The 13,723-nt window shown below is 47.2% G+C and carries 7 protein-coding genes; 3 read left to right on the top strand and 4 right to left on the bottom strand.

Translation table 11 applies throughout. The annotated features are described in order from the left end of the window. Positions 1-170: 170 nt before the first annotated feature. The 3 genes from RIC07_RS00200 to RIC07_RS00190 form a co-directional block, all read right to left on the bottom strand. The gene (locus tag RIC07_RS00200) at positions 171-1,319 is read right to left on the bottom strand and encodes a hybrid sensor histidine kinase/response regulator (RefSeq protein ID WP_446392752.1); all 1,149 of its coding nucleotides are present in this window, start codon (positions 1,317-1,319) and stop codon (positions 171-173) included. A gap of 537 nt (positions 1,320-1,856) precedes the next feature. Beyond that, the gene (locus tag RIC07_RS00195) at positions 1,857-7,322 is read right to left on the bottom strand and encodes a PAS domain S-box protein (RefSeq protein WP_446392751.1); all 5,466 of its coding nucleotides are present in this window, start codon (positions 7,320-7,322) and stop codon (positions 1,857-1,859) included. A 198-nt stretch (positions 7,323-7,520) separates the two neighbouring features. Next, the gene (locus RIC07_RS00190) at positions 7,521-8,765 is read right to left on the bottom strand and encodes a PQQ-dependent sugar dehydrogenase (protein ID WP_446392750.1); all 1,245 of its coding nucleotides are present in this window, start codon (positions 8,763-8,765) and stop codon (positions 7,521-7,523) included. Between the two features lie 490 nt (positions 8,766-9,255). On the opposite strand from RIC07_RS00190, the gene RIC07_RS00185 reads away from it, so the two are divergent. After that, the gene (locus tag RIC07_RS00185; protein ID WP_446392749.1) at positions 9,256-9,606 is read left to right on the top strand and encodes a 4a-hydroxytetrahydrobiopterin dehydratase; all 351 of its coding nucleotides are present in this window, start codon (positions 9,256-9,258) and stop codon (positions 9,604-9,606) included. 197 nt (positions 9,607-9,803) lie between these two features. Then, positions 9,804-10,769 (top strand): phosphoribulokinase, encoded by a 966-nt coding sequence (locus tag RIC07_RS00180; RefSeq protein WP_446392748.1) that lies wholly within the window; start codon positions 9,804-9,806, stop codon positions 10,767-10,769. Between the two features lie 156 nt (positions 10,770-10,925). On the opposite strand, the gene RIC07_RS00175 is transcribed toward RIC07_RS00180, so the two are convergent. Next, positions 10,926-12,011 carry a Fe(3+) ABC transporter substrate-binding protein gene (locus tag RIC07_RS00175; protein WP_446392747.1) on the bottom strand — a complete coding sequence of 362 codons (1,086 nt, stop codon included), beginning with the start codon at positions 12,009-12,011 and terminating at the stop codon, positions 10,926-10,928. A 308-nt stretch (positions 12,012-12,319) separates the two neighbouring features. Here RIC07_RS00175 and dprA point away from each other — a divergent pair, with 308 nt between their 5' ends. Further along, a complete protein-coding gene (gene dprA / locus RIC07_RS00170; protein WP_446392746.1) occupies positions 12,320-13,444 on the top strand; it encodes a DNA-processing protein DprA in 1,125 nt (374 codons plus the stop codon). Positions 13,445-13,723 lie beyond the last annotated feature (279 nt).

Here is a 13,723-nt window from a genome sequence, read left to right as displayed (position 1 = left end):
GACAAATGACAAATGACAAATGACAAATGACAAATGACAAATGACAAATGACAAATGACAAATGACAAATGACAAATGACAAATGACAAATGACAAATGACAAATGACAAATGACAAATGACAAATGACAAATGACCTACTTACACCCCCTATTTCCTGTTCCCTCGCCATTAAAGGACTACTGTAAAGATTGAGCCTTGGGGTTGGTTGTCTGTGACGAATATTCTCCCATGATGCGCCTCAATTACCATTTTACAAAAGGTTAAACCCAAGCCAATTTGAGACACGCCATTCATTAAATCTCCCACTTCATATTTATCAAAAATATGGTGTTTGCGTTCTTCACTAACTCCTGGACCTGAATCAATAATCTGAAGCTTGGCTTGGGCGTTGGGGAAATTGGAGGATACCGACTCATTGGGAGAATTTACGGCGACAATGACTAAATTTTCTGGGGGAGAGAACTTAATCGCATTAGAAATTAAATTCTCCAAAACGCGATGAAATAAATTGATATCCAGACAAAGAGAAGCTGGGGTTTTGTCCAGCTTACCTATTAGTCTAATCTTTTTATGTTCTGCAATGGCTTGGAATTGGAAAATCACGTCAGCCACTAATTGATTTAAATCAACATCAGTCTGATTCAAAACCATTTTGCCAGATTCCATTTTCGCTAACATTAGCAAGTTATCGATCATGGAGTTGAGTTCACGACTCGAATCAGAAATAATTTGCAATCGCTGTAAATCTTTGTCATTGCCTGTACTTTGTAACAGCAAATCGCTACAGAGTAAAATATTAGTCAGCGGATTTCTTAAATCATGGACAATCATATTTGATAAATCTTCCCGCAGACGTAACGTCGCTTCTAGGGCATCATATTGCTGCTTAATCCGTAACATCGATCGCACTCTTGCCCGCAGTTCAATTCCACTGACAGGTTTGGTGATAAAATCATCAGCACCCGCATTTAGCGATCGCGCCAAGTCTTCTTTGGAGTTGAGTGCCGTTACAATAATCACGGGAACGTGTTTCCAATGGGAATCGGATTTGATTGTGCGACATACCTCAATGCCATTTAACTTTGGCATCATCACATCCAGTAAGATGACATCCGGTTCGATGGAGTCGAGCAGGTTTAACGCTTCTTCACCACTGGCGGCATAAAATAAGTCATACCCTTCTCGATAGAGATGGGCTTCAATCACATCAAAGGCATTCGGATCATCATCCACGATTAAGATAGATGTATTCTGATTTAGGTTAACCATAGATTTAAGTAGGTAGGGACAATAAAAGTTAACGGTTGAGATCGTCATTTGTCATTTGTCATTTGTCATTTGTCATTTGTCATTTGTCATTTGTAAGGGTTTGAGGTCTATTGATAGAACTTAATAGAGTTGAGTTTATTTCCACCAACCTACTTAGATAGTTGAACTTTAGCTAATTCGTTGTTTTAGTCTTTTTAGTAAAAAATACGGCGACTGGAGTGGATATAATTCGACCATGTTAGTTCAGTATCTCAGAGACAGACAATAACTGTCAGTGATGTCTGACCGACAAAAACGTGATATCAGGTTCGTCTAATACCAAGTTGTATTCAAAGATATAACTTTCTCTCCCCCTGCTTCCCCTGCTCCCTCTGCTTCCCCTGCTTCCAGACGTTCCACCGGAACGTCTCTACAAGCTTCCTCTGCTTCCCCTGCTCCCTCTGCTTCCCCTGCTCTTCCTATCTACTACGTTTGAGCGCAACTGAGTATAAACCGTTATCATGTCCTTCTCCCTTCTATTATTGATCTGCCTTGGAGTCTTATGCCTTCAGATAGGAGAACCCTGAAAAAATGCAGTAGCCAATGTTACCGATGCAGATACTGTTCAATGAGCGTCACCAACTTTTTCAAGCGAATTGGCTTCGCCATATACTCCGTTGCCCCTGCTGCCAAGCATTTTTCCCGATCGCCCGGCATTGCCAACGCCGTCACCGCAATAATCGGCATCCGAGGTAAATCACTGTCCGCCCGAATCTGGCGGGTTGATTCTAATCCATCCATTTCTGGCATTTGAATATCCATGAGAATTAAATCCGGTGTATACTGCTTGGCTTGTTGCACCGCTTCAATCCCATTCCTAGCTAAAACCACCCGAAACCCTTTACTGTGCAAATAATCCGTCAAGGTAATAATATTTGCCTCATTATCTTCTGCCAATAAAATTAACGGTAACTGTTCCTCAACCACAGGCGGAGTCGTCTCCGGTGGTGTGGTAAACAACTGACTCAATACTGACTGTAACTGGGGACGAGAAATGGGTTTAAGCAAATAGTCAGACGCCCCTAACTCTAAGGCTTGAGTCGGATCATCGACAACAGAAACCACAACAACGGGAATGGATTGAGTCGCTAAATTGTCCTTTAACTGCACCAACACCTCCCAACCGGAAATATGCGGCAGTAAAATATCTAAGATAATTACATCCGGGTTAAACGTCTGCACCGCATTAATCGTGCCTTCCCCTTGGGGATGAATCAAAACAGTGATGCCTAATTCGCCCAGATACCGGGCAATATGGTTAGCTGAAGCATCGGAATCTTCCACCACTAAAGCTTTGTGAATCGGCGGCAATTCTCCAACCATTAGTTTAGGTTGCTTCAATCTTTCCCCAATACGACTTGGATGTTTCCAGGGAAGGTTTACCGTAAAGCAACTGCCTTTCCCCACCTCACTTTCTAAGGCAATACTCCCGCCTTGTAATTCAACAATTCGCCGCACTAGCGCTAACCCTAACCCGGTTCCCGCATAGCGACGAGAGAGACTGCTATCTAATTGGACAAAGGGTTTAAACAGTTTATCCAGATTTTCTGGGGCAATGCCAATCCCGGTATCGATAACACTCAACTGCAACTGTTCACCATCAGGATCAGTAGTCACCTGCAACGAAACCTTACCCCCATCGGGCGTAAACTTTACCGCATTACTTAATAAATTGACTAACACTTGGCGGATGCGCCGTTCATCCACTTCAATTTCGCTTAATCCCGGTGCAATGTGGTAATCGAGTCGAATATTTTTTTGCTGCGCCTGCTGTTTAATCAAGGTCAAACTCGATTCACACAGACTATCGACAGAGACAAGGGAAACCGAGAGAGACATTTTGCCTGACTCGATTTTAGACAGATCCAGAATATCGTTAATTAACTCTAACAAATGCTTACCACTTTCTTCGATTGTCGCCAATGATTTTTGCTGTTTTGGAGTTAATGAACCATACACCTCTTCCTGGAGTGCCTCCGCTAAACCCAAAATCGCATTTAACGGGGTGCGTAACTCATGACTCATACTTGCCAGAAACTCATCTTTTAGCCGAGTCGCCCTGGCTAATTCCGCATTCGCTAAACTAATCCGTTCATTACTTTCACGTAACTGTTTTTCGGCTTGCTTGCGTTCAGTGATATCATAGACTAAGGCACAAGACCATAATAGGTTTCCCTGATCATCGAGGACGGGACTGGTGGACATATATGCCCAGATATTGTTTCCAGTTTTCGTGCGTAATTCAACCTCTTGGCGATGCACCTGATTTGGATGCAGAGGGATACTCGCAGCGGCAGTGAAACGATTATCTCCAGGGGGAAGAAAATCCGCGATCGCATGTCCTAATATTTCCACCTCGGTATACCCCAACATCCGTGCCATTGCCTGATTAATGTAGGTGGTATTGCCTTGGGCATCGGTTACCCAGATTCCTTCTTCGGCGAGTTCCACTATTTGGGCATATCGCGTCTCGGTTTCCCGAATCTGAGATTCTAACTTCTGGTTGAGGCGTTTAATCTCATGTTCCGCTTGCTGACGTTCGGTAATATCGGTGAGAAAGGCAATCACAAAGGTGCCATGCTTGGTTTGAATGGTACTTAGTCCTACCTCAATGGGAAATTCAGTTCCATCCTGACGTTTGGCATACAAATCCTTGGATTTCCCCATGGAACGTTTACTGGGATGGGTGAGATAATCCGCCCGATGATGAGTATGGATGGAGTGATAGCGTGGCGGCATTAAGTATTCAATTTTGCGCCCAAATATCTCGCTGCGATTATAGCCAAATAACTCTTCAGCTTTGGCATTAAAGACAATAATTTCTCCCTGGGCATTGGTGACAATAATCGCTTCTGACGCCGATTCTAAGAACGCCCGAAACTTCGCCTCACTATCCCGCAATTCCGCTTCTGTCGCTTTGCGATCGCTAATATCTTCGACGACAGCCAGGGCATAGTTGGGTTTGTTTTCTGAATCACACACCCGCGAGATGGAAATATAGACCCATCGGTATTGTCCATCGTTACGGATATACCGTTTTTCCGTAGCATAGGTGGACGTTTTCCCGGACATTAACTGCTGTAAATACTCAATATTGTGTTCCCGATCATCCGGGTGAGTAATATCTTGTACCCGCCGCCCCACTAATTCAGATTCAGGATACCCGGTAATCTCACAGTAGCGTTGATTCACCCGCAAAAGTTCGCCAGAAGAGGGGGTGACAAGGGCAATCCCCACCGAGGCTTGTTCAAAGATAGCCCGGAAGCGTTCTTCACTATCATGTAATGCCCGTTCTGCTTGTTTGCGTTCGGTAATATCATGAATAATCGAAACCAGAAAAGTACGGTCTTGAATCTCAATCGGACTGGAATAGACTTCCACCTCTCGAATCTCTCCCGACGCCAGACGGTGAGGAAAGACAAAATAGGTTCGTTCCTCTAATTTTGCCCGTCTCATCTCTGCCCGAACTTGAGGTAATGGCAGACAATTGAGATCCGTAATCGTTTTGGTGATTAACTGCGATCGCGAATACCCATAAAACTTAACCGCCGCCCAATTCGCATCCGCAATCGCCCCCGTTTCCGGATCAATTAACAGTTTAATCGCCTTACTCCTCTCAAACATGGCACGAAACCGGGCTTCACTGTCTCGTAGGGCAGCTTCTGCGGCTTTGCGATCGCTAATATCGGTGTGCGAACCCACCATCCGTACCACTTTACCCTGGTCATCCCACAGGGCTTGTCCACGATCAAGAATCCATTTATAGGAGCCATCTTTACACAGGAGGCGATGCTCGCTACTATAATAGGGAGTCTTCTGGTCAAAATGGTCTTGAATCAGCCCCATCACCCACTCTAGGTCATCGGGATGGACTCGTTTCGACCATTCATCTAAATGATTGGGAATTTCATCCTCCTCATAGCCCAACATTTCCTTCCAACGGGGCGACAGGAAAACGTCATTGGTTTTCACATTCCAATCCCAAATCCCATCATTATTCCCCCGCAGGGCTAAATGCCAGCGTTCCTCACTCACCCGCAAGGCTTCCTCAGCTTGTTTGCGATCGGTAATATCCGAAGCAATCCCATCCAGTCGCAGGGGATGACCCTCCTGATCATAAGTCACCCGCCCCCGATCATAAAGCCAGCGAATGTCTCCATCCGGTCGCTGAATCCGATATTCTAGGCTATATGTACCTTGTGCCAGTAACTGTTGATGAAAGGTACTAACCTGGGCATAATCATCAGGATGAACCACCTCTAGCCGCAGGTGAGAATGAGCAAAAAAGTCTTGTACGAGACGCCCATAGACCGTTTCCGTGGCTGGATTTAGGTAAAGTACCTCCTCTGTCGTCGCGGAAATTGACCAGACGACATCATCCAAGGCATTGAGAATACTATCTAAACGCTGTTTATTTTGGCGCAATGCCACTTGTGTCCGCAATGCCGAGATACCGTAAGCCACGTCATTTGCCAATTCGGTGAGTAATTTAACTTCAGCCGGATCAAATGCCTCAGGTTCAGTGGCATAGATATTTAATGCCCCCAGACAAGTTCCTTCTACAATTAAGGGCAAAGCAATAGATGACGCATACCCCTGTTGACTCGCCGCATCTCGCCACAGCCGATAACTGGGATCAGTGAGAATATTTGGGATAATTCTAGGTTCTTGGGTGCGAATCGCAGTTCCAGTCGGTCCCCAACCACGTTCATTATCCCCCCAACTAATCTGTAAGGCTTCAACGTAACCCTTCTCATACCCCGCTTGGGCTACGGGACGCACGGTTTTAGCATTATCATGTTGAACGAACCCAATCCAGGCACAACGATAGCCGCCGAAGTCCACAATAATTTGACAGATATTGTGCAGCAGGGTGGCTTCATCTGTAGCTAAGACTAAAGCCTGGTTACATTCACTCAGGGTTCGCAGGGCGCGATTGGCGTGATAGAGTTCTTGTTCTGACTGTTTAAGCTCTGTGATATCCTGAGTCACAACCATACCAACGATGATTTCACCCGTCTGGTTTTTTAGGGGTAAGGCATGGACGGTGAAAATACGATCGCCAAAGGGCATTTCCTGGGTAACGGTTTCGCCCGCTAAGACTTGGCGATAGAGGGGTTCTAGCTGGGTACAGGTTTTGGGAGGTAAGCATTCCTGTATGGTGTTCCCTTCTAATTGGGTTTTGGATAAACCAACACTAGCTAAACCAGTCCCATCTGCCAGTAAATAGCGTAATTCATGGTTAAATAGAAGGACGGCTCCATTAGGGAAATTTTCCACAACTGCCCGATAACGGGCTTCACTCTCTCGCCAACGGCGATCGCGTTCCTGTAAATGTTGTTCTAAACGGTGTGACAGGTAAGCGGCGAGAAGGGAACCACCGATACCAATAATCGCAGAAAGTGCCAAAATTGACCCGGTAAATTGGCGCTGTTGGTCTAAGGTTTGGTTGAGTTGCGTCTCTTCCTGTTGTTCAGTGATCAGAAACTGCTGGATTTCAGCGTTGACTTGATCCATGACTTGTTTCCCCTCCACCAGTTGATCGATGAATTCTGGGGATTCCGTGGCGGTTTCCGGTTTGGCATCCACTAATCGGAGATTGCGTTGTAACAAGCTAACTCTCGCAGTAGCTAATTCACGAATCCGTTGCAGGCGATGGGTTTGGGCGTGTTCTTGGGCAATGAGTTGACGCAATTGATCCAGAGTTACCGGAATTTGGGCGATCGCGGATTCATAGCGATCCAGAAAGTCTTGACGGCGGGTAATTTCATACCCTCGGACAGCAGTTTCGGCTTCTAGGAGATCGGAGTGTAAGCTTTTTGTTTCCAGACGCACCCGTTGGGTATGTTGCAACCGAGTTTCGGCTTGGGCGGTTTGGAATTGCAACCAGCCAAACGCAGCGAGTGAGGTGACTAGACAGGTGACAGGAATTGCCAGGATCAACTGGCGTTTTTGTTGACGGGAAATCCTGATCCGGCGAGATAGTCGAGGTTGGGCGAGGTTGCGATCCATGCTAGGTGCTGCATCCGAAAGCTGATTCCACTCCTATCTAGCATAGGAGTTTTGATTGTGTCGGGGCGGGTTTCACGATTAACAGTTCTTGTTACCGCTTCTAAAAACCTAGACAAACCTACCCACAAGTAATTCTGTCTTGGTATAAGTCCACGGTGTAACTTTTGGTCGATAACCCAGATGTAACTAAACCCGCCCCTACTGTCGCTGGGTTTCGATGCGGATCAGTTGTCCATTGGCTTCATCGGTGAGAATGTACAATAGTCCATCCGGACTTTGGCGCACATCCCGCACCCGTTGACCGATATCGATGGATGTCTCATTTACGACATTGCCAGATTCATCGAGTTCAATATGGCGGACATCCCGCGAAACCAATCCTCCCGCAAATAAATCGCCCTGCCACTGGGGAACGCGATCGCTATCATAGATAACCAGACCGGATGGTGCGATCGCCGGAGTCCAGACGAGTTTGGGATCGACCATTCCTGGACGAGACTGCTGATCAGAAATGATTCCCCCAGAATATTCGCGGCTATGGGTGACGAGGGGCCAACCGTAGTTTTCACCCGCTTCCACCAGATTTAATTCATCGCCGCCTCTAGCACCATGTTCCGTAGACCAAATTCGACGGGTTTGGGAATCGAAGGTGAGTCCCTGGATATTGCGATGTCCGTAACTCCAGATGGCTGGATCAGCATCTGGGGATTCGACGAAGGGATTGTCATTGGGTATTGTACCATCGTCGTTGAGCCGGATAATTTTACCTAAATGACTGCGGCGATTCTGTGCCTGTTTACGGATTAAATCACCGTCGAGTTGTACTGGTGGATTTCCCCCATCACCGATCGCGATTAACAGAGTATCGTCAGGTAACCAAACAATGCGGGAACCGAAGTGCTGTCCCCCCGATTTAAGCTGAGATACCTGGAAAATTACCTCTAAATCGCTGAGGGCGTTACCATCAAATTTGGCACGAGCAACTCGTGTATGATTAGCTTGGCGCGTGCCGTGGGAATAGGTAAGATAAACCCAAGAATTCTCAGAGAAGCGGGGATGAAGCGAGACATCCATTAACCCACCCTGCTTCACCGCAAAAACCTCTGGCACCCCAGCGATTGGTGTGGGATCAAGTACCCCATCGCGGGCAATTCGCAGTTGTCCCGATCGCTCCGTAATCAGTATCGCACCATCGGGTAACCATGCCATCCCCCAGGGATGATCTAACCCTTCGATGACGGTGGTTTTCTGGACACCTTGAGGAGTGGCGACTGAATCAGCCGACGCTGTTGCATCTGGCGATGAGGCGGAATCCACCGATTCGGGTGGAGTTTGGGAAACGGTGGCGGTATCGGATGGAGGGGTAAATGCACAACTGGTGAGTGTCACGAGTGCGATCGTACTCCCAGTTCCTTGGATCAGGCGAGCGATGTTGAGGTTCATAATGATATTCCGTCTGATGTGGTTGGGCGTATTTCCCATAGGATTGGCTATATCATTATCTAGAACAGTTTAACCTGAAAGTCTTTGATTGAGCGTTAACAGGATGTCATAAGTAGGTTGGTGGAAATAAACTTAACTAGATTAAGTTATGTAAACAAGCCTCAAACCCTTACTGTTCCCTGTTCCCTGTGACACACCGAGCGAAGTCGAGGTGTTCCCTGTTCCCTAATCTCCACCGCTAACTTTAATTGTGTCCACTTACTTAGACCAATAACCAATAAAAAAGAGAGCCACTCAAAGGACTCTCCCAATTATCAGGGTGCATCTATCTATCACACTATATCATTTTTGGTATTAGGGGTGTCACCCCCCTTTCTAAAATTTTCCTAAGCTAGGTTCGTAGTCGGTATGAAGCGTGGCATTCCTCCTCAGATAGATGCTCTGACAAAGTTGGTATGTGAAAGTGATGGCAGTTACAAGGATAATCACGATGGCTCAATTAAACCAACAAAAATGCGAAGCTTGCACCAAGAATTCATCCCCCGTTAGCCAAGAGGAGATCGCCCAACTGAAACCGGAAATTCCCGACTGGAACCTAATTCAGCCAGAAGGGGAAGCCCACTTAGAACGGTCTTATGAATTTCCCGATTTCAAAGAAGCGATCGCCTTTACCAACCGTGTGGGTGAAATTGCCGAGGAACAAGGACATCACCCCGCTATTTTAACCGAGTATGGTAAAGTCACTGTAACCTGGTGGACTCACGCCATCTCCGGCTTACACAAAAACGACTTTATCATGGCGGCAAAGACGGATGATATCGCTAGTCAGATGGCTGGATGAGGTTTAGGGAAGCTGGGGAAGCGGGGGAAGCTGGGGAAGCTGGGGAAGCTGGGGAAGCTGGGGAAGCTGGGGAAGCTAGGGAAGCTGGGGAAGCTGGGGACGAATGACGAATGACGAATGACGAATGACAAATATCCCCTTCCCACCTAGAATTATACGAATCAGGAGTTCCCTAATTTTATAATCATCGAAGACCTATGACTCATCGCCCTATTATCCTCGGTATTGTCGGTGATAGCGCTGCTGGCAAAACAACGCTAACACGAGGAATTGCTCAAATATTGGGCGAAGATGAAGTCACCATCCTCTGTACCGATGATTACCATCGCTATGATCGCCAGCAACGGGCGCAAAAAGCGATTTCAGCCCTCCATCCTGACTGTAACTATCTAGATATCATGCAGCAGCATCTGGGTTTGCTGCGAACGGGACAATCGATTCTCAAACCCATTTACAACCACAACACGGGTACCTTTGAACCTCCAGAGTACATTCAACCCCGACGATTTGTGATTGTTGAAGGATTACTTGGTTATTCTACTCGTTTGGCGCGTGAGTGCTTTGATGTCAAGGCATTTTTAGCCCCCCCAGAATCGCTGCGGAGTGAGTGGAAAGTTAAGCGGGATACACGCAAGCGAGGGTATACGGATGAACAGGTACTCGAACAGTTGAGAAAACGGGAACCGGATTCCGAGGAATTTATCCGCCCCCAGCGTAAGTGGTCAGATATTGTCGTCAGTTTCTATCCTCCTGACGAATTATCTGACGAACAGAGGGATTTAATGCTGAATGTGCGGTTAGTTCTCAGACCGACGATTCCTCATCCAGATTTTACCCGACTCCTCAGTCCCAGCAAATCCCATCTGAGTACAGCCATTCGTCTCGAATTAGACCGAGATATGGGTAAGCCTGTGGATGTCCTGGAAGTTGACGGTCATGCGACAGAGGAACAGGTACGGGAATTAGAGCGGATTCTATGTAGTGAAATTCCTTACTTGGGTAAATACTGCACATTAGAAGGTGATCCCAATATTGGTAAGGTTACGGGAACCACAGGGGAAACACTCCAGAGTTATCCCTTAGCCTTAACTCAATTGTTGATTACCTATCATATGCTGAAAGCGGCTCATATTTATCAATCCAGTGAACCTGCGTTAACCTGAAATTTCCCCCAGGCAAAAACTAAGCTTTCCCAAGGGAGAGTGAAGATGAGGGCGGGTTTAGTCACTTCAGGGCGGGCAAAAAACGATAATCGTGAAACCCGCCCCTACACACTTACAACTTTCCCATCTTCCCCCACTGGGATTAAAGGATTAGGATTATTTCCAACCTGCCCGATCCATTAGCTTAACCGCTTCTGGGTTCTTTTCTCCATAACTAACGACATCTAACTCTGATTCTTTGAAGTCGCCAAAATCAGCCACAACAGGATTGGGTTCCATCTCTGTCACGACAGGATACTCATTCGCTTGATTGGCAAAGATTTCCTGGGCTTCTGGCGTCACCAGGTACTCTAGAAACTTAACGGCATTCTCTTGGTTCGGCGCATCGGTAACCACACCGCCACCACTGATGTTGACATGAGTCCCATCGGCGCTTTGATTGGGGAAGAACACGCCCACTTGTTCCGCTACCTCTTGATCTTCTGCCGCATCGGATTTTTTGAGACGGGCTACATAATAATGGTTAACGATCGCGACATCACATTGACCCGCAGCTACGGCTTTAATTTGCGCCGTGTCATTTCCTTCCGGGGGACGGGCAAAGTTATCCACTAAGCCTTTGACCCAGGTTTCTGTCTCTTGTTCTCCTTTGCCTTCGATTTTAGAGGCGACTAAGGATTGGTTGTAGATATTTTCGGAACTGCGGATGCAAACTCGTCCTTTCCATTCGGGTTCGGCTAAGGCTTCATAAGTGGAGAGTTCCTCTGGCTGCACATTCTCTTGGTTATAGACAATAATTCGCGCCCGTTTGGATAACCCAAACCATTCGCCTTGGGGATCACGGAGATTGGCGGGAACGGCTGATTCTAAGGTTTCTGAGGAAATGGGTTGTAACAATCCCTCCTCTTGCGCCCGCCACAGGCGTCCCACGTCAACGGTAATTAATACGTCCGCCGGACTGTTTTCGCCTTCACTCTTAATCCGTTCAATCAACTCATCGGCGTCTCCTTCAATCAGGTTCACTTCGATTCCCGTTTCTTCGGTGAAGTTGTTGTAGAGGGCATCATCGGTGTCATAATGACGGGCGGAGTAGAGGTTAATTTCTCCTGCATCGGCTGTGTTATCGGCTGCGCTATCTGTGCTTACAGTATCGGCGGGTTCGTCGGGACTCGAACAGCCAGCAACGACTAATAGAGCGAGTCCAGAGCAGAGTCCGAGTATACTACGTCTAGTAATTTTCATCTACGACCAGTCTTATTGTGATTTGGGTTGAGTTCCAGTGAGCCGCGATCGCTGTCCTTTGTGACCCGTTGCCAGATTGCTAACTATCTGAGCCTATCTGGGATTGGGCGACTTGATTTGCCCAGGGTTCACTCAGATTGATTACGCTGCACTGGAGTGGATAGATGATTATTGTACCTGTTAATGCAATTTATTCTTAATTGAGTTCTAATTATTCTGACGATACTGTTGCCTGTTGCTTCTTGGGATAAACTAATGTCCTAACGTATCCTCGTAGTGCTATATGTACTGATAGGGAGGACAATCCATTGCCAGACGATCGCGCTTATTGGTTAGCTTGGTCACAAGTCCCGCGTGTAGGACCGATATTACTGCGACGCCTACAGCAGCATTTTGACTCGTTAGCTGAGGCTTGGGCGTCTCCAGTGCAAGAATTGGGTCAGGTGGAAGGGTTTGGGCGGCAATTGGTTCAGGCTGTAGAGAAGACGCGATCGCACCTCAATCCCCAACAGTTTCTGGAACAACACTGTATCAAAAATCCCTGTTTCTGGACACCTGCTGATCCGGATTATCCCCGCTTATTACTAGAGATTCCCAGTCCGCCGCCCGTATTGTACTATCGCGGACAGGTGGATCAGCAGGAAAATCAGGGGATGAAGCCGATGGTTGCGATCGTCGGAACTCGTGAACCAACGGATTATGGTAAACGTTGGACACGGAAAATTAGTGCAGCGCTGGCGAAAAAGGGCTTTACTGTAGTATCTGGAATGGCAGCCGGGATTGATACCGAAGCCCACAAAGGATGTTTAGAGGCGGGTGGGAGAACGGTAGCGGTTTTTGGCACAGGAATTGATGTGATTTATCCGCCTAGAAATAAACTCTTGTACGAGGCGATTTTAGACGGGGGATTGGTATTAAGTGAATATCCAGCAGGAACCAAGCCGAATCGCCCCCACTTTCCCCAACGCAATCGAATTATTGCCGGGTTGAGTCGGGCGGTTTTAGTCATGGAAGCGCCAACGAAATCAGGGGCGTTGATTACGGCGTATCAAGCCAATGAGTTTTGTCGGGATGTGTATGCGTTACCCGGTTCGTTAGATAATCCCAATGCGGTGGGATGTTTGGGATTATTGAATCGGGGGGCAAGTGTGATTTTGAGTGAAGGGCATTTGTTAGATATGTTGGGGGCGATACCGGAATTGGATACTGGGAAACAGTTGTCTTTATTTGAGCCAGAACCTGTTAAAGCGACGCCGAAGTTAGCGCCAGAGTTGGCAAAGGTGTTTCAGGTTTTAGGGATTGAACCGACGCCTTTGGATGTGATTGTTCAGGAAACGGGGATGACAGTGGCGGAGGTTTCCGGTGTTTTGTTGCAGTTGGAATTAGAGGGGTTAGTGTCGCAGTTACCGGGGATGTTATATCGGCGAAATTGAATCATTATTTTATCGTAGGGGCGCACCGACGTGCGCCCGGTTTTAGGGCTGTGTATTCGCACGTTTTTATGATTTCCCCCTCATCCCCTAACCCCTTCTCCATCCCCCCTCGTTCCCCCTTATTAGATCCCCCTTCTGTCCCCCTATTAGATCCCCCTCCCGTCCCCCTTTTGATCCCCCTCCCGTCCCCCTTAAAAAGGGGGAAGCCAGCAGATGCTTCGCTTTTTGTTCCATGGGGGAGGACAGAGAATGCTTCGCTTTTTTTGCATGGGAGAAGGG

Source organism: Coleofasciculus sp. E1-EBD-02 (assembly GCF_040218245.1).
GTDB lineage: Bacteria > Cyanobacteriota > Cyanobacteriia > Cyanobacteriales > Coleofasciculaceae > Coleofasciculus.
This window is presented reverse-complemented; position numbering and strand designations above follow the sequence as displayed.